A 21,848-nucleotide genomic window follows, 5' to 3' on the forward strand; every position below is an offset into this window, starting at 1 on the left:
TGCTTATAACTAGGGTGGTACCGCGAAACGTTCGTCCCTTTTGATAGGATGGACGTTTTTTATTTTCATTTTTATCAAATAACTGATATAACTTGAGTTGAGATGGAGGAATTTTAAGTATGAAAAACTTAAAAGCAAGTGAAATTAGACAGAATTTTATTGATTACTTTGTTGAACAAGGACATATGGTTGAACCTTCTGCACCTTTAGTACCTATAGATGATGATTCTTTACTATGGATTAACTCTGGTGTTGCGACATTGAAAAAATATTTTGATGGCAGAGAAACACCGAAAAAGCCTCGTATTGTCAATTCTCAAAAAGCCATAAGAACAAATGATATTGAGAATGTTGGCTTTACAGCTAGACATCATACTTTTTTTGAAATGTTAGGTAACTTTTCAATTGGTGATTATTTCAAAAAAGAAGCCATTGAATTTGCTTGGACATTTTTAACGAATGAAAAATGGATGGCTATGGATCCAAAACGATTGTATGTAACCATACATCCTGAGGATACAGAAGCTTATAAAATATGGAATGAAGACATAGGCTTAGAAGAGAGTAGGATTATTCGTATAGAAGGTAATTTCTGGGATATCGGTGAGGGACCATCAGGCCCTAATACAGAGATATTCTATGATCGAGGGGATCAATTTGGACAAGATGATCCTGCAGAAGAAATGTATCCAGGCGGTGAAAATGAAAGATTTTTAGAAGTTTGGAATTTAGTATTTAGTGAATTTAATCATAATAAAGACCATACGTACACACCATTACCAAATAAAAATATTGATACTGGAATGGGTCTCGAAAGAATGGCATCTATCGCACAAAATGTTCGTACAAACTACGAAACGGATTTGTTCATGCCTATCATTAATGAAGTTGAAAATGTTTCGGGTAAAAAATATCTTGAAACAGATTCTTATGATGTCGCATTTAAAGTTATCGCTGACCATATTCGCACAATTTCATTTGCAATTGCTGATGGCGCGTTACCTGCAAATGAAGGAAGAGGTTATGTGCTACGCAGACTTTTACGTCGTGCTGTAAGATTTAGCCAATCCTTAGACATTAATGAGCCGTTTATGTATAAATTAGTTGATATTGTTGCAGATATAATGGAACCATACTATCCAAACGTTAAAGAAAAATCAGATTTCATCAAACGTGTGATTAAATCTGAAGAAGAACGTTTCCATGAAACATTAGAAGAAGGCCTAGCGATATTAAATAATTTAATTACAAAAGCAAAGTCGACGACAAATGAAATTAGTGGTAAAGATGCATTTAAATTATATGACACATATGGTTTTCCAGTTGAACTTACTGAAGAAATTGCAACTCAAGAAAATCTTACCGTTGATATGAATACTTTTGAAGAAGAAATGCAAAAACAACGTGACAGAGCTAGACAAGCACGTCAAAACTCACAATCTATGCAAGTACAAAGTGACATATTAAAAAAAATAACAACAGATAGTCAATTTGTAGGTTATGATGTCATGGACCAAAAAACGATTATTACGGACATCATATATAATGGTGAATTAGTAAATGAAGCTGAAGCAGGAGAAACTATTTACTTTATTTTAAAAGAAACACCATTTTATGCAGTGAGTGGTGGACAAGTTGCAGACGAAGGTACTATAAGTAATGAACAGTTCGAAATCAATGTTACTGAAGTTACCAAAGCGCCCAATGGACAAAACTTACACAAAGGTGAAATTCAATTTGGTACTGTTAAAAAGAATGACGAAGTGTTTGCTAGTGTAAACCACATTGAACGTAGAGATATTAAAAAGAATCACAGCGCTACACATTTATTACATGCAGCATTAAAAGAAGTGCTAGGAGACCATGTCAATCAAGCAGGCTCACTTGTTGAAGCAGAGAGATTAAGATTTGATTTCACGCACTTTGGACCTTTAAATCAAGCAGAAATTGATCAAGTTGAACGAAGAGTTAATGAAGAAATTTGGAATAGTATAGATGTGGATATTCAAGAAATGCCTATTGCTGAAGCTAAAAAGTTAGGCGCGATGGCATTGTTTGGTGAAAAGTATGGTGAGGTTGTTCGAGTAGTGAATATGTCTCCTTTCTCTATTGAATTATGTGGAGGTATCCATGTTAATAATACTTCTGAAATAGGTTTGTTTAAAATAGTAAGTGAATCAGGTACTGGTGCTGGTGTGAGACGTATAGAAGCATTTACTGGAAAATCAGCATTCCTATATTTAGAAACAATTCAAGAACAATTTAATGCAGTGAAAGCACAAATTAAAGTGAAATCAGATGATCAAGTTTTGGATAAAGTCATCCAAATGCAAGCGGATGAAAAAGAATTAACTAAACAACTTGAGCAAAAAAATAAAGAAATCACTACACTAAAAATGGGTGATATTACAAATCAAGTGGAACAAATTAATGGATTTAAAGTTCTTGCAACTGAGGTTGAAGTCGCAAATGCAAAAGCGATTCGTGAGACAATGGATGACTTTAAATCTAAATTGCAAGATGCTATTATAATTTTAATTAGTAATATAGATGGTAAAGTGTCATTAGTAGCAACAGTGCCAAAAGCTTTAACAGACAGTGTAAAAGCTGGTGATATTATTAAAAACATGGCACCTATTGTAGGTGGTAAAGGTGGTGGCCGTCCAGACATGGCTCAAGGTGGAGGCACTCAACCTGAAAACATAACAGAATCATTACGTTTCATTAAAGATTACATTAAATCTCTATAAGTTCTAACTATTGTCATGTAGAATTAACAATAAGTACTTTTTACTCGATATGAAGGAGTGTTACAAAATGGAAAACTTTGATAAAACAATGAAATTTAATTATGATGAAATTCCAAAAGAAGATGTCAAAACAGTACTTCAAAATGTCTATAACACATTGAAAGAACGTGGCTATAATCCTGTTAATCAAATCGTTGGTTACTTATTATCAGGAGATCCTGCGTATATTCCACGTAATAATGAAGCTAGAAACCAAATTCGTCGTATTGATCGTGACGATATCATGGAAGAATTAGTTTCAAATTATTTACAAGAGAATTCAAAGTAATTAATGCTAAAACATAAAATTTTAGGTTTAGATGTAGGAAGTAAAACTGTTGGCATTGCTATAAGCGATCTCATGGGTTGGACAGCCCAGGGATTAGATACACTCCATATAAACGAAGATAAGAATGAACTTGGTATAGACAGACTAGTAACAATCATAGAGAAAGAAAAAGTTGGTACTGTTGTCATTGGTTTGCCAAAGAATATGAATAATTCTATTGGATTTCGAGGCGAAGCTTCGTTACAATACAAGGAGCAACTTCAAGAAGCATTGCCATCTGTAGAGATAATCATGTGGGATGAGCGTTTAAGTACCATGGCTGCAGAACGTTCCTTACTTGAAGCAGATGTTTCTAGACAAAAACGAAAAAAAGTAATAGATAAAATGGCTGCAGTATTTATATTACAAGGCTATTTAGATTCTATACAATAAAAAGGAGCGTTTTATAATGACTGAACACAACCATGAATCTGAATTAGAAATTAATAATCAAGAGGAACTATTAACTTTATATGATGAAGATGGAAACGAAGTACTTTACCGTAAAGTATTAGAATTTTTCCATCCTGAATTTAAAAAAGAATATGTGATTCTTGCTGAAGAAGGTGCAGAATCAGATGATGATGATTTAATCGAATTAGTACCAATGATTAATGAGCCTGATGAAGATGGTGAAGGCGGAAAATTCTTACCGGTTGAAACAGATGAAGAATGGGATATGATTGAAGAAGTCGTTAACACTGAAATGGACGATCATGATCATAACCATGAATAACCTCTAATCTGAACAACTCAAATAATTTGCACCACTAATTAAAACGTGAACGTGGACGACACATTGATTTAATAATGTTTATGTTTTTCTTTGGTGACAATGCTTGTTAGTCAAATCTTGTACAATCGTTAAGGGATAAAATATGAGATACAAAGTGCTTATTTCAAATTATCAAGCCGAGACTTAAAAGTCTCAACTCAGACTGTCAACAAAGTTTCCAGCTTTGTTGACAGTCTTTTTGTGTTTGAATTCTACTGGCGCTAATTTACTCTGTCTCTACCGGCTTTTATTTTATTACATATGCCAGTTTAGTTTTCATATTCGAATAAGTCGAAGAAAAATATCGATTTAATAATGTCAAACTATTTTTAGATTCTGTTGTTTTAAAAAAAGTATCGTTTATTTTGAACATTTTTAATATCAAATCAAAAAGAAATTTTTCAAAAATACACACAAATGTAGCTTATCGTAACTGAGACTTTTAAGTCCCAATTTTTATATTTAAGAATAAAAGTACTCAATCAGCTACAGTTATATTAACTAGTTAATTATCACAATTTACACTTATAAAATATATGGGTTTGTGGTAAAATATATAAAGTTAAATTTTAAATTTATGAGATATTTTCAAAGAATTATATAAAGTAGTTCGAAAATAACAACTTATAGACGTCATTATTAACCATAATACAATCAGTCACGATTATTGGCTGATTTATTTTATTTGTCAAAAATGCTTTGAAATATCTACATTGAAGGAAGTTTTAAAATGGAAAATAATCAATCATATTTATTAGAATTGCACAAAGAGAATGATATTGCTATTGAACAACTTAGACCGTATGCGTTGGAACACCATGTTCCAATCGTTGATAGACTAACATTAGATATGATTAAACAACTGATCAGAATACATAAACCCAAGCGCATTTTAGAAATAGGTACAGCGATTGGTTATAGCAGTATGCAATTTGCTTCTGTTTCTGATGAAATAAAAGTGGTTACCATCGAGCGTGATGATGATATGCAATTAAAAGCCAAAGAAAATTTTGCGAAATTTGGATTTGAAACTCAAATTGAGTTAATTGAAAAGGATGCGTTAGAAGCTTTAGAAAATATCAAACATGAATCTTTTGATATGATATTTATTGATGCTGCAAAGGCACAATCAAAAAAGTTTTTTTCTTTGTACGCCCCTTTATTGAATGAAGGTGGGATAATAGTTACAGATAACGTTTTGTATCATGGTTTTGTTTCTGATATTTCCGAAGTGAGAAGTAGAAATGTTAGACAAATGGTAAAAAAAGTACAAGAATATAATGAATGGCTTATGGCTCAACCTCATTTCACAACTAATTTCCTTAATATGGATGATGGTCTAGCTATTTCGATTAAAGGAGAATCAAAATGACAGAGTTATTAGTAACACCAAAATCTGTTAAACATATTGAGACACTAATTGAAAAAGGTGCAGATGCTTTTGTAATTGGTGAGCAAAGATTCGGCTTAAGATTAGCAGGAGAATTTAAAAGAGAAGCATTGATAGAAGCAGTGGAATTAATACATAATCATGGTAAAAAAGCCTACGTAGCAGTAAATGGTATTTTTCACAATTATCATTTAAATGCACTAAAATCATATATAGATTTTTTACACGAAGTAAGCGTTGACCGCATCATATTTGGCGATCCAGCAGTAGTTATGTATGTGAATGAACAACCAAATCCGATTCCATTAAATTGGGATGCAGAAGCACTAGTCACAAATTATTTCCAGTGTAACTATTGGGGGAAAAAAGGTGCACAACGTGCGCAATTAGCTAGAGAATTAAGTTTAGATGAAATATTAAATATAAAACAAAATGCAGATGTAGAGATTGAAGTACAAGTACATGGTATGACTTGCATGTTTCAATCAAAACGTATGTTATTAGGTAACTATTTTACTTTCCAAGAAAGACAAATGAAAATTCAACGAAATAAAGAAGCGAATGAGTTGCTTTTATATGATGAAGAACGGGATAACAAATATCCTGTTTTTGAAGATTATAATGGAACGCATATAATGTCACCTAATGATATTTGTTTGATCGAAGAGTTAGATCAGCTTTTAGCAGCCAATATTGATGCATTCAAAATCGATGGTGTATTACAAACTGAAGAATATATCAATGTATGTACAGAGCAATATAGAGAAGCGATTGATTTGTTCAAAGAAGATCCTGAAACCTATGATGATGAAAAATTTATGCTTGTAGATCCGATTGAGGCCATTCAGCCTGAGCACCGTCCGTTTGATGAAGGATTCTTGTATAAACAAACAGTCTATTAAAGGAGGTTTAAGTAATGGAATTATTAGAAAAAGTTGAAAATCATACTAATAATAAGATTAAAAAACCTGAACTACTTGCACCAGCAGGTAATTTAGAAAAACTCAAAATAGCAGTACATTATGGTGCTGATGCTGTATTTTTAGGTGGACAAGCATATGGTTTAAGATCAAATGCAGATAATTTTACGATGGAAGAAATAAACGAAGGTGTGACATTCGCTCAGCAATATGGGGCGAAAATTTACGTTACGACTAATATTATTGCTCATGATGAAAATATTGAAGGATTGGACGAGTATTTAAAAAATATTGAGTCAGCAGGCGCCACTGGAATTATTGTTGCAGATCCACTTATTATTGAAACCTGCAAGCATGTAGCGCCGAACTTAGAAATTCATTTATCAACACAACAATCTCTTTCGAATTATAAAGCTGTAGAATTTTGGAAAAATGAAGGTCTAGATCGTGTAGTATTAGCACGTGAAACTGGTGCTATGGAAATGAAGGAAATGAAAGACAAAGTAGATATTGAAATTGAATCATTTATACATGGTGCGATGTGTATTGCGTATTCTGGTAGATGTACATTAAGTAATCACATGACTGCTCGAGACTCTAACAGAGGCGGTTGTTGTCAAAGTTGTAGATGGGATTATGATCTGTTGGAAGTTGATGAAGATGGTGAATTAGATTTATATTATGACGAAAATGCAGTGACTCCATTTGCAATGAGTCCAAAAGATTTGAAACTTATTGAATCAATCCCTAAAATGATGGATATTGGTGTGGATTCACTTAAAGTTGAAGGACGCATGAAATCAATACACTATATTGCAACTGTAGTGTCTGTATATCGCAAAGTCATCGATGCTTATGCAGAAGATCCTGATAACTTTAAAATTAAGCCAGAATGGTTAACTGAGCTGGAAAAATGTGCTAATAGAGATACTGCTTCTGCATTTATTGAAGGCACACCTGGATATGAGGAACAAATGTTTGGGCAACAAAATAAAAAGAACTCAGCTTATGATTTTTGTGGATTGGTTCTGGCTTATGATGAAACAACTAAGCTTGCTACGATTCAACAGCGGAACAAATTTGAACCTGGAGACGAAATAGAGTTTTTTGGTCCTGAAATCGATACATTTAGACAAGTTGTTGACACTATCTATGATGAAGAAGGTAACCAACTTGATGCTGCACGACATCCATTGCAAATCGTGCAAATTAAAGTTGATCATCCAATTTATACCAACAACATGATGAGAAAGGAAATTGGATAATGAAACGTACGACTATTATTGGAATCGCTGGTGGTTCGGGTTCGGGTAAAACCTCAGTGACAAATGAAATAATGAAAAATTTAGAAGGCCATAGTGTTGCATTATTGGCACAAGACTATTATTATAAGGACCAATCGCATTTAAGTTTCGAAGAACGTTTAGAGACCAATTATGATCATCCTTTTGCTTTTGATAATGACTTATTAATAGAAAATTTAAACGATTTGAGAAATGGCAAACAAATCGAAGTACCAACATATGATTATACAAATCACACTAGAAGTGAAGAAACGATTGCATTTAAACCAAAAGATGTTATTATCGTAGAAGGCATATTTGCGCTTGAAAATAAAACGTTAAGAGATTTAATGGATGTCAAGATTTATGTTGATACAGATGCAGATTTACGAATTTTACGTCGCTTACTTCGTGATACAGAAGAAAGAGGACGAACAATGGATTCTGTAATAAGTCAATATCTAAATGTAGTTCGACCAATGCATAATCAATTTATAGAACCCACAAAAAGATATGCAGATATTATCATTCCAGAAGGTGGAAGTAATAAAGTTGCGATCGATATAATGACGACGAAAATTCAGACTTTAGTAAGTAAACAATAGTATTATAGTAAAGGAAGATGACAATATGGAAAACCAAAAACAATATCCTATGACGCAAGAAGGTTTCGAAAAACTAGAAAATGAACTTGAAGAGTTAAAAACGGTTAAGAGACCAGAAGTCGTAGAAAAAATAAAAGTAGCACGTTCATTCGGAGACTTATCTGAGAACTCTGAGTATGATGCTGCGAAAGATGAACAAGGATTTATCGAACAAGATATACAAAGAATTGAGCATATGCTACGTAATGCCCTAATAATCGAAGATACTGGTGATAACAACCAAGTACAAATTGGTAAAACTGTAACTTTTGTAGAATTACCTGGTGAAGACGAAGAGGAATACCAAATTGTTGGATCAGCTGAATCTGATGCATTTAATGGTAAAATTTCAAATGAATCACCAATGGCAAAAAGTTTAATCGGTAAAAAATTAAACGAAGAAGTTCGTGTTCCACTACCAAATGGTGCAGAAATTAATGTCAAAATTGTAAATATCAAATAATATCAAAATCCCCTTAACACTTATTGTTAGGGGGATTTTACACTTTATAAATAAAAACATATACTTATCTTCAACTATTTGATAAATTTATATCATTGATACAATAATTGAAATATTGAGATAATTTTGGATTAATTTGTATTTAACAATAGTAGTTTATTATCGACAATTATAACTATTTTTAATTAAACATAGTCTGACAGTTAATGATACAATTATAATGTTGCACACATATTAATGTTTGAATCATAGTTTAATGTATAAAATACAAAGGGGGAAATGTGTTGGAATATAAATTGATCAATGAAGAGACAATTATGATTTACTTTGAACAACAAATCAATCCTTCGACATTTAAGGAAGTTCAAAAAGTTGAAAATTATATTAAAGATCAACAACATAAAGCAATTATTGAAGTGATACCTTCTTATCGGGCAATTATGCTACATATAGATATTACAAAACAAAGTTTAGTGGAAGTAGTTAAAGCGTTGAATCTAGAACGATTAAATCAACTGGATTTTGATGAAAATAAAAATGAAGTAAAAATAATTAGTTTACCAGTTCTTTATGGTGGTGATTATGGTCCAGATATTCAAGAAGTAGCCACACATCATCAATTATCAATAAAGGACGTCATTAATTTACATACAGAAAATCGATATTTAATTTATATGCTTGGATTTATGCCAGGCTTTCCGTTTTTAGGTGGTTTAAATCCAGAGCTGGCTACACCTAGACGCGAAGAACCAAGAACGAGCATTCCTGCGGGTTCTGTAGGTATTGCGAATAATCAAACAGGTTTATATCCAAAACAATCTCCAGGTGGTTGGCAAATCATCGGACGTACACCAATTACTGTATTTGATATTTCAAAAACACCTATGTGTTTATATGAATCTGGTGACTATATAAAATTCTATCCTATCGATGAATCAACGTTCGAACAGATTATAGAAGAACAGCAAGGTGAATTTGATATTAAGAAATGGGTGAAAATTCAATATGAGTATTAAAATTATTAATCCAGGGTTATTTAGTACGATTCAAGATTTAGGAAGAATCGGCTATCAAGACCAAGGATTTTCTACTGCAGGTGTTTTAGATCGGTACGCTTATCGAACTGGACAAGCACTCATTGGCAATGAAGGGCCAGCAATTGAATGTACAATAATTGGCCCAACAATTGAATTCTTAGAAGACAATGCTTTTGTATTAATAGGTGCTGAGTTCAAAGCAACTGTTAACGAAGCAATTATTGATGAATCTACTGTAATAGCAGTAAAAAAAGGTGACGTTTTGAAAGTTGGACAGGTCACTAAAGGGGCTAGAGGGTACTTATTATTTGGTAAACCTTTGACAATTCATAAAGTAGCAAATAGTTATTCTACACACACACGAAGTCAAATTGGTGGTTTTAAAGGGCGCGCATTAAAATCTGGTGATGTAATTGAGTGCGAAAACGATTATCCATATGCACAAAATCTTGGATTGAGTGTACCAAAAGATGTAGGTGAAGTTGAAGAAAAACCTATTCAAATCATCAAAGGGCCTCAATTTGATAGCTTTAGCGAAGAGGCACAACAAAAACTAGTAGCTAATGAATTTAAAATATCAGAAAAGTCAGACCGTATGGGATATCGGTTACAAGGTGAAGCGATTTCACCAAACACATCGGCTGACATAATATCAGAGCCTGTTGCCTTAGGCAGTATACAAGTGCCAAATGATGGCAATCCGATCATTTTATTAAATGATAAACAAACAGTAGGCGGTTATACAAAAATAGCAACTGTTTGCGCATCTGATTTACATAAATTAGCTCAAATGCAACCTAATGATACGATTCGTTTTGAATGGACGACAATCGAAGAAGCAGTTAAAAAATTAGAGCAACAAGAAGAAGCGTTTAAAAATACAATCAATAATATTAAAGAGCAACCAATTTTTGATATTTCACAATTGAGAAATACATCTACTCGTATTAATCATTTATTGAAAGGGGAATTATAATGAATTTTGAAAAAGTAGAACAATTAATAAAGATGGTAAAAGATAACGGGGTTAAAAAATTTAATTATAAAGATTATGAAAATGAAATCACTATAGATTTTACCGATAATACATCTGCGTCAACTGCACAACAACAATTAGTTTCAAATAATGAATCAAGTTTAAATGAACAAAGTGCATCAAATGAAGAACAATCCGATCAAGTTATCAAATCACCAATGGTTGGTACGTTTTATTTACAAGACGAGAAGGAATTAACAAATCCACTTATTCATGAAGGTGATGAAATTAAAAAAGGAGATATCATTGGTTATATAGAAGCGATGAAAGTCATGAATGAAGTAAAAAGTGATGTGAGTGGAGTAGTCGACACAATACATGTCAATCACGGCGCAAATGTTGAGTATGATCAAACGATTATAACTGTGAAATAAGTATAAAGGGGGTATTTGAGTTGTATCGTTGTTTAATTGCAAATAGAGGAGAAATTGCTGTAAGAATCATCCGCGCTTGTAGAGAAATGGATATTGAAACTGTAGCTATCTATGCTTTAGGGGATGAGTCTAGCCTACATGTCAGCTTAGCTGATCAAGCGATATGTATTGGTGAAGCCAATGCATTAGATAGCTATTTAAACCAAGATAGAATTATTAGTGCAGCAAAAATTAGTGGTGCAAATGCAATTCACCCAGGATATGGTTTTTTATCAGAAAGTACTTCATTCGCTAAAAATGTTGAAGAAAACGGTATTTATTTTATAGGGCCAACTGATCAAACTATGGAGATGATGGGTGATAAAATAACAGCACGACAAACAGTAGACCAAGCTAATGTGCCTATCATACCAGGTTCTACTTCTGCTGTAGAGTCAATCGAAGAAGTTAAGGAAATTGCGCAAGATATTGGTTATCCACTTGTATTAAAAGCTGCCAGTGGTGGTGGCGGCAAAGGGATAAGGATTGTCAAAAAAGAAGAATCTTTAGAAAAGTCATTTAAAGAAGCCAAAAGTGAGGGGCAAAAATATTTTAATGATGATCGCGTATATGTGGAAGCGTTTATCCCAGTAGCTAAACATGTGGAAGTTCAGGTGTTAGGAGACGGTAAAGAAAATTACATACACTTAGGTGAACGTGATTGCTCAGTTCAGAGAAAAAATCAAAAATTAATTGAAGAATCGCCTTGTGCTGCATTATCTGAACATATGAGAACATCTATGTGTAATGATGCTGTGAAAGTAGCAAGAGCATCTGGTTATAGAAGTGCAGGTACTATCGAATATTTAGTGACAGAAGATGCTTATTACTTCATAGAGATGAATGCGCGTATCCAAGTAGAACATACAGTAACTGAAATGAGATCAAATCGTGATTTACTACACGCACAGCTCTATTTAATGAAACACGGTACATTACCGTTCAATCAAGATGAAGTGATATTTGATGGTCATGTCATTGAAGCAAGAATCAACGCAGAAAATCCTCAGAAAGGATTTCAGCCTTCACCAGGTAAAGTAAAAGCATTACATTTGCCTCAAGGCTTTAACGTCCGTATCGACAGTTTACTTTATCATGGCTATACGGTATCGCCAAATTACGATTCACTTGTAGCTAAAGTGATTGTAAAAGCACCAAATAGAGATTCAGCAATAAAAAAATTAAAAGTAACATTGGATGAAATGGTAATCGATGGCTTTACTACGACAGCTGATTTCTTATATGCTGTTTTATCGTATCCGCAATATGCTAATGATGATGCAAAAGATGTAGATATTAAATTCTTAGATAGACATCAAATAATTAAGGAGGAATCATGATGAAAGTTGATTTAAACTGTGATTTAGGCGAAGCTTTTGGAAATTATTCATTCGGTGGAGACAATCAAATTATTCCGCTAATTACTTCAGCTAATATTGCATGTGGTTTTCATGCTGGTGACCAACATGTCATGAATCAAACGGTGGAATTAGCTAAAGCAAATGGTGTTGGTATAGGTGCTCATCCTGGCCTCCCAGATTTACAAGGATTTGGACGTAGAAATATGGACTTGTCACCCAAAGAAATTTATGATATCGTCATTTACCAGCTCGGTGCATTAAGCGGATTCTGTAATGTTCACCAAGTTAAAATAAATCACGTGAAACCACATGGAGCACTTTATCAAATGGGGGCGCGTGATAAAACAATTGCTAATGCAATTGCACAAGCTGTATATGATTTTGATAAATCATTAATTTATGTTGGATTATCAAATACACTACTTGTTACAGAGGCGCAAGCTGTTGGTTTAACTACTGCTGCCGAAGTGTTTGCAGATAGACGCTATGAAGATGATGGTCAATTAGTTAGTCGTAAAGAAAGTGATGCATTGATCACTGACACTGAAGAAGCTATTGAACAAGTTGTCAAAATGGTTAAGTCACAAAAAGTCGTTACGAAAAATAACAAGGAAATTGATATTCAAGCAGATACAATTTGTGTTCATGGAGATGGTGAACACGCACTAGAATTTGTTACAAAAATAAGAGACAGATTATCGAAAGAAGGCGTTTCTATATCTAAGCTGGGAGGCTAACACATGGGAGAAAAATTAAAAACAGAATCAAAGGATTTTGAATTTACAAAAAATCATAAAAGATTATTATTAGGTTCTGTATTCTTAATGGCTACATCTGCAATTGGACCCGCGTTTCTAACTCAGACAGCAGTATTTACTGCTCAGTTTACTTCAAGTTTTGCTTTTGCAATTTTATTATCAATATTGATTGATATAGGGGCGCAAATTAATATTTGGAGAGTGTTGGTAGTTACAGGTAAACGTGGACAAGAAGTAGCTAATGAAATCTTTAAAGGATTGGGTACTTTTATATCGATATTAATTGCAATAGGAGGACTTGCATTTAATATCGGTAATATTGCAGGTGCTGGATTAGGATTAAATGCAATTTTTGGCTTAGATGTAAAGATTGGTGCAGCTATTACAGCTGTATTATCAATACTTATTTTTGTAAGTAAAAGTGGTCAAAAAATTATGGATGTTGTCACGATGTTTTTAGGCGTTTTAATGATTGTAGTTGTTGCATTTGTAATGTTTAAGGCAAACCCACCATATGCAGACGCAGCTAAACATCTCGTGATGCCAGAGCAACCATTAGCGCTTGTCTTACCGATTATCACATTAGTAGGAGGAACAGTTGGTGGTTATATCACTTTTGCTGGTGCACATAGAATATTAGATTCAGGTATCAAAGGTAAACACTATTTGCCATTTGTCAATAAGGCGGCAATTTCAGGAATATTAACAACGGGTGTACTTAGAGCCTTATTATTCTTAGCGGTACTCGGTGTGGTCGTTACAGGTGTAACTTTAAATGATACTAACCCACCAGCTTCTGTATTTGAACATGTATTAGGACCAGTCGGTCGAAATATTTTTGGTGTCGTTTTATTTGCTGCAGCAATGTCTTCAGTTATTGGTTCAGCATACACAAGTGCAACTTTCTTAAAAACATTGCATAAATCTATCTATAATAAAACAAACATTATTGTAATTTCATTTATAGTCATTTCAACTTTTGTTTTTCTATTTTTAGGAAAACCAGTTACATTATTAATCGTTGCAGGTGCTTTAAATGGACTTATCTTACCAATTATATTAACGACAATACTAATTGCTAGTAAACGAAAATCAATCGTCGGAGATTATCATCATCCAACATGGATGTTAGTCTTTGGAGCAATTGCTGTGATCGTTACAGTTGTTACAGGTGTTTATTCACTACAAGGATTGACAGAATTAATGGGTAGTTAACAAAACAATTATAGTGACAAATAAACCATTCTCTAGTTCTTAATGCAAAACAAGGACTTAGGGAATGGTATTTTTTATGATGATTTTTTCACTAAATAGCCTCGAATAGTTTGATATATTAAGCAAGAAATTTACAGATTAATTCAATTGAAAGCAGAGAAATTATTCTTATGTTTCTTATGGAAAAGAATGAAATAATAAATTGATATAAATATCGTTCAATCGTCGAGCTATTGGTTTAAATGTGGTAGAATAACTAAGGTTAGGATTTTAAATTGAGGTGAAAAACGATGATCGGTATTATAGGAGCTATGGAAGAAGAAGTAGCAATCTTAAAAGATAAACTTGTTGACTTTGAAGAGATTAATATTGCACATGTATATTTTTATAAAGGGTATATAAATGATAAAGCAATCGTATTAACTCAAAGTGGTATTGGTAAAGTGAATGTTGCAATTTCAACAGCATTATTAATTGAAAAGTTCAAACCTGATTTAATTATAAATACTGGTTCTGCAGGAGCATTGGATAAATCATTAAGCGTAGGAGATATCGTGGTAAGTGATATGGTTGCTTATCATGATGCTGATGCTAGAGCATTTGGTTATCAATTAGGACAAATTCCACAAATGCCAGCGCAATTCGTAGCAGATAAATCATTGATTGATAAAGCGACACAAGTAATTACTAATCAACAGTTAACTGCAAAGACAGGCTTGATTGTAAGCGGCGATAGTTTTATTGGAACAAAAGATCAACGAATGAAAATTAAAACAAATTTCCCTCAAGCGATGGCTGCAGAAATGGAAGCAACTGCAATTGCTCAGACTTGCTATCAATTTAATTTACCATTTATTATCACGCGCGCAATTTCAGATTTAGCTGATGGCGACGCAGGTATCACATTTGATGAATTTTTAACAAAAGCAGCAAAGTCTTCTAGTACAATGGTAGAAAATTTAATAAAAAAAATATAAAAAAGGTGAATAGAAATAATGGGTATAATAAAGAAATACTTTATGCCAAATGAATATGTACAGTCAATTTTTCAAATTGATATAGATAAGCTTGCAGAATCTGGCGTAAAAGGTATCGTTACTGATTTAGACAATACACTAGTAGGATGGGATGTAGCCGATCCTACTGAAGCGGTTAAAACATGGTTTGAAGAAGCAAGACAAAAAGGGATTACAATTACAATTGTGTCTAACAATAATGAAAAAAGAGTCGGTAGTTTTTCAAAATCATTAAAAGTAGATTATATTTTTAAAGCTAAAAAACCTAGAGGACGTGCGTTTGATCGTGCAATGCATTCTATGAATTTAAATCCATCAGAGATTGTAGTGATTGGTGATCAAATGTTAACGGATGTATTTGGTGGGAATAGACGCGGTTTATTTACTATTATGGTAGTACCTGTTAAACAAACGGATGGTTTTATTACTAAATTTAATCGCCTTATTGAACGCAGATTATTACAACATTTTAGAAAAAAAGGATATATAAAATGGGAGGAAAATTGATTGAGTGAAGTGGATGTATTGAAATGTATAGGGTGTGGTGCACCATTACAATCTGAAGATTCTGATGCACCTGGTTATGTTCCGGAACATAATTTATTTCGTGAAGATGTTGTATGTAAAAGATGTTTTAGATTAAAGAATTACAACGAGGTACAAGATGTAGGTTTAGATAGTGATGACTTTTTAAATTTACTTAACGGTCTAGCAGATAAAAAAGGAATAATAGTAAATGTTGTAGATGTTTTTGATTTTGAAGGATCATTTATTAATGCAATCAAACGTATTGTTGGCAACAAAAAAATTATTCTCGTAGCTAATAAAATAGATCTACTGCCAAAACAAATAAATAAACGTCGTGTAAAAGAGTGGTTGAAGAAATCAGCCAAAAAATATGGACTTGATGCCGAAGACGTAGTACTTATTTCTGCTGACAAAAATGAAGGTATTGAAAATCTATTAACTTCTATTAACAATATTAGAAATGATGAGGATGTATATATAGTAGGAACTACAAATGTAGGTAAATCAACCCTAATTAACAAATTAATAGAACGCAGTGTAGGAGAAAAAGATGTTGTTACTACTTCAAGATTTCCTGGCACAACATTGGACATGATTGATATTCCACTTGATGAAACAACATTTATGTATGATACACCAGGAATTATTCAAGCGCACCAAATGACACATTTAGTATCTGAACATGAACTTAAAACAATTATGCCAAAAAAAGAAATTAAACAACGTGTGTACCAACTTAACGAAGGACAAACATTATTTTTCGGTGGACTCGCACGTATAGACTATATAAGTGGTGGTAAAAGACCATTAGTCTGTTACTTTTCTAATGATTTAAATATTCATCGAACAAAAACAGAAAAGGCTAATGAATTATGGCGAAATCAATTAGGATCTGTATTAGCACCACCGCATAACCCTGAAAATTTTGATTTGAGTAATGTTAAAGCCGTAAGATTAGAAACAGGTAAGGAAAAACGTGATGTGATGATTTCGGGATTAGGTTTTATCACAATTGATGTAGGTGCAAAAGTAATTGTACGCGTGCCAAAAAATGTTGATGTTATTTTAAGAAATTCAATTATGTAAGGTGTGAAGAGTATGAAATATGCAGTAATAGGCCACCCTATCGATCATTCTTTATCTCCAGTGATGCATAATGCCAATTTTGAAACTTTAAATTGCAATGCAACATATGAAGCGATTAATATTCCTGAAGATAAATTCAACCAAATAAGAGAAATTATTTCAGATAAAGCACTCTCAGGTTTCAATGTAACAATTCCTCATAAGGAACGCATTATACCTTTTTTAGATGAAATTGACGAACAATCTGAAACTGTAGGTGCCGTGAATACAGTTAAAATAGAAGACGGCAAATGGACTGGTTATAATACAGACGGCATCGGCTACGTTAAAGGATTACAACGCGTGTACCCAGATTTAAAACAGGCTTATATTTTAATATTAGGTGCAGGCGGTGCTAGTAAAGGTATTGCGAATGAATTAACCAAATATGTACAACCGAAACTTACTATAGCCAACAGATCTTTAGACAGGTTTGATCAATGGCATTTGAATGTAAATAAAATTCGCTTATCAGATGCTGAATTAGCTTTATCTGAATTCGACATTATTATAAATACGACACCAGCAGGGATGAATACAAATCAAGAAATACCAATTAGTTTGAAAAATTTGGATCCGGAAACTTTAGTAAGTGATATTGTGTATGTACCCTTTAAAACACCCATCTTAGAACAAGCTGAAGCCCAAGGTAACCCAATTTATAATGGTTTGGATATGTTTGTTTATCAAGGTGCAGAAAGTTTTAAGATTTGGACAGGTACAGAACCAGACGTGGAAGTTATGAAACGCACAGTATTAGATTATTTATAAAAGGAGCATTTTATGTTAACAGGTAAACAGAAAAGATTTTTGAGAAGTAAAGCACATAATATTGATCCAACTTTCCAAATCGGAAAAGCAGGTGTTGGTGAAAATATGATAGAACAATTAAAAGATATTTTAGAAAATAGAGAATTAATTAAAATACATGTATTACAAAACAACTTTGAAGATAAAAATGACTTAGCACAAACTTTAAGCGATGCAACTCATAGTGAAATTGTTCAAGTAATCGGGTCTATGATTGTCTTGTATAAAGAATCACATGATAATAAACAAATTCAATTACCATAATGTCTAAAACGATAGTCTTATATGGTGGGCAGTTTAACCCGATTCATACGGCTCACATGGTTGTTGCTAGTGAAGTGAATCATGTTATTAAACCAGATTTGTTTTATTTTATTCCAAGTTATATGTCGCCGCTCAAAGCGCATGATGATTACTTAGATGCAGCATATAGAATCGATATGATTCGGTGTGCAATTAACGAACTAGGGTTTGGCTTTGTTTATTTAGATGAAGTAGAACGCAAGGGACAAAGTTACACATATCTCACAATTAAACACATTTTAGAAAAGCATCCTAATGCACAACTATATTTTGTTATAGGGACCGACCAATATATACAATTGGAAAAATGGTATGAGATTGATAAATTGAAATCGATGGTAACCTTTGTAATTGTGAATCGTGGAAAAGCAAAGCAAGAAGTTTCAAATAATATGATTGCAATTAATATTCCACGCATAGATATAAGTTCAACGCTGATTAGGGATAGAGTGAAACAACAGGGAAATATTCATACGCTTGTTCCTCAAAGTGTAGAAAAATATATCAGAGAGGAAGGATTATATGAAATTTGATGAAGCAGTCTCGTTAGTAAAAGATAAATTACCGGAGAAAAGATTTAATCATTCACTAAGAGTAGCAGAAACGGCTGTTAAATTAGCTGAATTATATGATGGGGATAAAGATAAAGCAGAACTTGCAGGTATCTTACATGACTATAGTAAATATGATGATTTAGGATCTATGTATCAGATTGTTAGACAAAATGATTTAGATAGTAACTTGTTGAGCTATGGATCAGAAATCTTACACGGCCCAGTCTGTGCAGTTATAATGGAACAAAAATTCGCTGTGAACGACGAAGAAGTTTTGCTTGCCATTAAAAATCATACTACTGGTCGTGCTCAAATGACTAAAACAGAAAAATTAGTTTTTATTGCAGATTATATTGAACCTGGTCGTCAAACCCCAGGCGTTGAAGAAATTCGAGATTTAGCATACAATCAAGGTAGCTTAGATAAAACCATTTATGAAATATCTAAGCGAACTGTTTTATATTTAATCACGCAAGATATTACCGTTTATGATGCCACGATTGCCTGCTTGAATTATTACAATTATAGTAACGAAAGAGTAAAGGATGATTAAATGAAATCAGATCAATTATTAAATTTAGCTGTCAATGCAACTGAGAATAAAAAAGCGGAAGATATAATTTCTTTAAATATGCAAGGTATTAGCGATATGACCGATTATTTTATCGTATGCCACGGCAATAATGAAAGACAAGTACAATCCATCGCACGCGCAGTAAAAGATGCTGCTAACGAAGCGGAAATTGAAGTGAAACGAATGGAAGGTTTTAATGAAGCAAGATGGATTTTAATTGACTTGGCCAATGTAGTCGTACACGTATTCCATAAAGATGAACGTGATTATTATAACTTGGAGAAATTATATCGTGATGCACCTTTAGAATCTTATGGACAGGCAGTTTATTAATAATGGTTCAATATGAAGAAATGAGCTATTACTATGATCAATTAACTTTAGATCAGCCTTACGAATCATGGCTTGATATTGTAGAATTTTATGCTAAAAATAAATCAACCATCTTGGATATAGGTTGTGGAACAGGCAGTTTCACCTCGAAATTAAATGATTTTGATTGTATAACTGGTATGGATTTAAGTGTTGATATGCTTTCGATAGCGATGCAAAAATCTAGTGAAGTAAATTGGATTGAAGGCGATATGACTGATTTCGACCTAAACCAACAATTTGATGTAATAACTATTTTTTGTGATTCTTTAAATTATTTAACAGAATATGAAGATGTGTTGTCCACTTTTCAGCAAGTATATCATCATTTAGAGCCGAATGAAGGTATATTTATGTTTGATGTGCATACAGAACATAAAATGAATACTTTATTCAATAATCAAAGTTATATTGATGAAACTGAAAATGTATTTTTAGCTTGGGAAGCTGTTCGCGGGGAAGAACCATTAAGTGTATGGCATGATATGACGTTTTTTATAAAACAAGATGATAAGCATTATAAGAGATTTGATGAGTCACATTATCAAAAGACTTATTCAAAAGATGTTTACACTAAAATGTTAGAATCATGTGGTTTTAAAAATATAACAACATTCGTTGATTTTGAAATCAATAACCATAATCAAAAAGGAGAGCGCTTGTTCTTCGTTGTAAAAAAATAAAAAGTAAAATCACTCCTTTATGCGTGTAAAGTATAAAGGAGTGATTTTTTGTTACCATTATGGGAATTATTCAAAGAAAGATTCAGTCGATGTAATTTAAAAATAAAGGCCTGTGTTATGCTAATTATAATAGTGATTGCAGTGCTAACACTATCATTTTTGATGAATCGTGGTGTTGATCAAATCAAGCAAAATGATGAATCTGCACTAATTGAAACATCTGACCATAATCAATCATTACCACATGTGAAAAGTGAACGGTCATCTAAAAAAACTACTGCAAAAAGCAATAATGATAGTAAAGATTCATTTGTTTATGTTGATATTAAAGGTGCAGTAAAACATCCTAATGTTTATAAAATGAGCAGTAATGATAGAATTAAACAGTTGTTGGACAAAGCTATTGCTACAGAACGTGCTGATTTAACGAACATTAACTTATCCGAACGATTAATCGATCAAAAAATGATATATGTTCCAGAAAAAGGGCAACAAACTAATAATCCATTGAATAAAAATAAAACTGTTACAAATTTATCAGAAAATAAGGATGCTGATGTAGCAAAAGTAAATATAAATACTGCAACAGAAAGCGAACTCACAACGATACCAGGGATAGGAAAGGTTAAAGCCAAATCTATCATTGAGTATCGTGAGCAGAATGGAAATTTTAAATCTATTGATGAGTTAAAAGAAATTAATGGTTTCGGTGCTAAAACGATAGAAAAATTAAGTTCACATTTAACAATGTAAAATTTTGTTGTATTTTTCTAAAAGCGATATAATCTATAATAAACATATTAAAGAATACATAAATTGGAGGCTAAGTATCATGGATCGTATTAAATGGGAAGAATACTTTATGGCGCAAAGTCACTTATTAGCATTGCGTTCTACATGTCAAAGACTATCTGTAGGGGCAACGATTGTAAAGGATAATAGAATTATAGCAGGAGGGTATAATGGTTCTGTGTCTGGCGAAGTACATTGTATTGATGAAGGATGTCTATTAGAAGATGGTCATTGTATTCGTACGATTCACGCAGAAATGAATGCTTTATTACAATGCGCAAAACAAGGGGTGTCAACAGAGGACGCAACGATTTATGTTACTCACTTCCCTTGTTTAAATTGCACCAAGTCTATTATTCAAGCAGGTATTAAAACAATTTATTATGCTGAAGATTACCATAATCATCATTATGCTTTAGAATTGTTAAAACAATCAGGTATTGTGTATAAAAAAATTCCATTTAATCAAGAACATGTAGCACAATATTTAATAAATAAATAAAATTGATTTATTATGCTTTAGCTTATTTAGCTGGTAACTTATTACTTTTTAATAAAGTTTTATCTCTTATTTTAATATTGGGCCTATTTATTATAATGAAAAGAAAAAGATTTAATGTAATTCATTTTATAATGGTTGCCATCATATCTTTAAGTAGTTATATGATGTTTCAAAATG

26 protein-coding genes are annotated in these 21,848 nt (G+C 32.6%); all 26 read left to right on the forward strand.

Translation table 11 applies throughout. The features are described from left to right. The first annotated feature begins 119 nt into the window (after positions 1-119). Positions 120-2,750 (forward strand): alanine--tRNA ligase, encoded by a 2,631-nt coding sequence (gene alaS / locus JG554_RS06150; protein WP_070039408.1) that lies wholly within the window; start codon positions 120-122, stop codon positions 2,748-2,750. A 67-nt stretch (positions 2,751-2,817) separates the two neighbouring features. Further along, positions 2,818-3,078 carry an IreB family regulatory phosphoprotein gene (locus JG554_RS06155; protein WP_046208109.1) on the forward strand — a complete coding sequence of 87 codons (261 nt, stop codon included), beginning with the start codon at positions 2,818-2,820 and terminating at the stop codon, positions 3,076-3,078. Between the two features lie 3 nt (positions 3,079-3,081). Continuing rightward, positions 3,082-3,510 carry a Holliday junction resolvase RuvX gene (gene ruvX / locus JG554_RS06160; protein ID WP_019469412.1) on the forward strand — a complete coding sequence of 143 codons (429 nt, stop codon included), beginning with the start codon at positions 3,082-3,084 and terminating at the stop codon, positions 3,508-3,510. Between the two features lie 16 nt (positions 3,511-3,526). Beyond that, positions 3,527-3,853, forward strand: coding sequence for a DUF1292 domain-containing protein (locus JG554_RS06165; protein WP_046208110.1), 327 nt, complete (start codon positions 3,527-3,529; stop codon positions 3,851-3,853). 769 nt (positions 3,854-4,622) lie between these two features. Further along, positions 4,623-5,264 carry an O-methyltransferase gene (locus JG554_RS06170; RefSeq protein WP_046208111.1) on the forward strand — a complete coding sequence of 214 codons (642 nt, stop codon included), beginning with the start codon at positions 4,623-4,625 and terminating at the stop codon, positions 5,262-5,264. Beyond that, on the forward strand, positions 5,261-6,184 hold the full coding sequence (locus tag JG554_RS06175) for a peptidase U32 family protein (RefSeq protein ID WP_046208112.1): 924 nt from the start codon (positions 5,261-5,263) through the stop codon (positions 6,182-6,184). Before JG554_RS06170 ends, JG554_RS06175 begins: the two co-directional genes overlap by 4 nt. Before the next feature lie 14 nt (positions 6,185-6,198). Next, positions 6,199-7,467 (forward strand): peptidase U32 family protein, encoded by a 1,269-nt coding sequence (locus tag JG554_RS06180; protein WP_070039406.1) that lies wholly within the window; start codon positions 6,199-6,201, stop codon positions 7,465-7,467. Beyond that, on the forward strand, positions 7,467-8,090 hold the full coding sequence (gene udk / locus JG554_RS06185; protein ID WP_046208114.1) for a uridine kinase: 624 nt from the start codon (positions 7,467-7,469) through the stop codon (positions 8,088-8,090). Before JG554_RS06180 ends, udk begins: the two co-directional genes overlap by 1 nt. Before the next feature lie 25 nt (positions 8,091-8,115). Next, positions 8,116-8,592, forward strand: a complete 477-nt coding sequence (gene greA, locus JG554_RS06190) for a transcription elongation factor GreA (protein WP_019469406.1) — start codon at positions 8,116-8,118, stop codon at positions 8,590-8,592. 284 nt (positions 8,593-8,876) lie between these two features. Beyond that, a complete protein-coding gene (gene pxpB, locus JG554_RS06195; RefSeq protein ID WP_070039404.1) occupies positions 8,877-9,608 on the forward strand; it encodes a 5-oxoprolinase subunit PxpB in 732 nt (243 codons plus the stop codon). Next, positions 9,598-10,605: a 5-oxoprolinase subunit C family protein gene (locus JG554_RS06200; protein ID WP_046208116.1), complete on the forward strand. Its 1,008-nt coding sequence runs from the start codon at positions 9,598-9,600 to the stop codon at positions 10,603-10,605. Before pxpB ends, JG554_RS06200 begins: the two co-directional genes overlap by 11 nt. Beyond that, a complete protein-coding gene (locus JG554_RS06205; RefSeq protein WP_070039402.1) occupies positions 10,605-11,039 on the forward strand; it encodes an acetyl-CoA carboxylase biotin carboxyl carrier protein in 435 nt (144 codons plus the stop codon). Before JG554_RS06200 ends, JG554_RS06205 begins: the two co-directional genes overlap by 1 nt. A gap of 20 nt (positions 11,040-11,059) precedes the next feature. Then, positions 11,060-12,418 carry an acetyl-CoA carboxylase biotin carboxylase subunit gene (locus tag JG554_RS06210; protein ID WP_070039401.1) on the forward strand — a complete coding sequence of 453 codons (1,359 nt, stop codon included), beginning with the start codon at positions 11,060-11,062 and terminating at the stop codon, positions 12,416-12,418. Next, positions 12,418-13,176 (forward strand): 5-oxoprolinase subunit PxpA, encoded by a 759-nt coding sequence (gene pxpA / locus JG554_RS06215; protein WP_070039400.1) that lies wholly within the window; start codon positions 12,418-12,420, stop codon positions 13,174-13,176. Before JG554_RS06210 ends, pxpA begins: the two co-directional genes overlap by 1 nt. A 3-nt stretch (positions 13,177-13,179) precedes the next feature. Beyond that, a complete protein-coding gene (locus JG554_RS06220; RefSeq protein ID WP_064208884.1) occupies positions 13,180-14,412 on the forward strand; it encodes an NRAMP family divalent metal transporter in 1,233 nt (410 codons plus the stop codon). Positions 14,413-14,702: 290 nt separating this feature from the next. Further along, positions 14,703-15,389, forward strand: a complete 687-nt coding sequence (locus tag JG554_RS06225) for a 5'-methylthioadenosine/adenosylhomocysteine nucleosidase (protein ID WP_070039397.1) — start codon at positions 14,703-14,705, stop codon at positions 15,387-15,389. 18 nt (positions 15,390-15,407) lie between these two features. Then, positions 15,408-15,935 (forward strand): YqeG family HAD IIIA-type phosphatase, encoded by a 528-nt coding sequence (locus JG554_RS06230; protein ID WP_046208122.1) that lies wholly within the window; start codon positions 15,408-15,410, stop codon positions 15,933-15,935. Between the two features lie 9 nt (positions 15,936-15,944). Beyond that, complete coding sequence (yqeH, locus tag JG554_RS06235) at positions 15,945-17,042, forward strand: ribosome biogenesis GTPase YqeH (RefSeq protein WP_406992545.1); 1,098 nt, start codon at positions 15,945-15,947, stop codon at positions 17,040-17,042. A gap of 12 nt (positions 17,043-17,054) precedes the next feature. Further along, positions 17,055-17,852 carry a shikimate dehydrogenase gene (gene aroE, locus JG554_RS06240; RefSeq protein WP_070039395.1) on the forward strand — a complete coding sequence of 266 codons (798 nt, stop codon included), beginning with the start codon at positions 17,055-17,057 and terminating at the stop codon, positions 17,850-17,852. Positions 17,853-17,864: 12 nt separating this feature from the next. Further along, the gene (gene yhbY, locus JG554_RS06245) at positions 17,865-18,155 is read left to right on the forward strand and encodes a ribosome assembly RNA-binding protein YhbY (protein ID WP_046208125.1); all 291 of its coding nucleotides are present in this window, start codon (positions 17,865-17,867) and stop codon (positions 18,153-18,155) included. Continuing rightward, positions 18,155-18,727 (forward strand): nicotinate (nicotinamide) nucleotide adenylyltransferase, encoded by a 573-nt coding sequence (gene nadD / locus JG554_RS06250; RefSeq protein ID WP_046208126.1) that lies wholly within the window; start codon positions 18,155-18,157, stop codon positions 18,725-18,727. The genes yhbY and nadD overlap by 1 nt, the downstream gene beginning before the upstream one ends. Further along, positions 18,717-19,301, forward strand: a complete 585-nt coding sequence (gene yqeK / locus JG554_RS06255) for a bis(5'-nucleosyl)-tetraphosphatase (symmetrical) YqeK (RefSeq protein ID WP_046208127.1) — start codon at positions 18,717-18,719, stop codon at positions 19,299-19,301. The genes nadD and yqeK overlap by 11 nt, the downstream gene beginning before the upstream one ends. After that, positions 19,302-19,655, forward strand: coding sequence for a ribosome silencing factor (gene rsfS, locus JG554_RS06260; protein WP_046208128.1), 354 nt, complete (start codon positions 19,302-19,304; stop codon positions 19,653-19,655). A gap of 2 nt (positions 19,656-19,657) precedes the next feature. Further along, a complete protein-coding gene (locus JG554_RS06265) occupies positions 19,658-20,377 on the forward strand; it encodes a class I SAM-dependent DNA methyltransferase (protein WP_046208129.1) in 720 nt (239 codons plus the stop codon). A gap of 48 nt (positions 20,378-20,425) precedes the next feature. Continuing rightward, the gene (locus JG554_RS06270) at positions 20,426-21,130 is read left to right on the forward strand and encodes a helix-hairpin-helix domain-containing protein (RefSeq protein ID WP_238394790.1); all 705 of its coding nucleotides are present in this window, start codon (positions 20,426-20,428) and stop codon (positions 21,128-21,130) included. Between the two features lie 79 nt (positions 21,131-21,209). Further along, positions 21,210-21,671: a ComE operon protein 2 gene (locus tag JG554_RS06275; RefSeq protein WP_046208130.1), complete on the forward strand. Its 462-nt coding sequence runs from the start codon at positions 21,210-21,212 to the stop codon at positions 21,669-21,671. Positions 21,672-21,848: the final 177 nt, after the last annotated feature.

Source organism: Staphylococcus sp. 11-B-312 (genome assembly GCF_016743055.1).
In the GTDB taxonomy this organism is placed as follows: Bacteria; Bacillota; Bacilli; order Staphylococcales; family Staphylococcaceae; genus Staphylococcus; species Staphylococcus ureilyticus.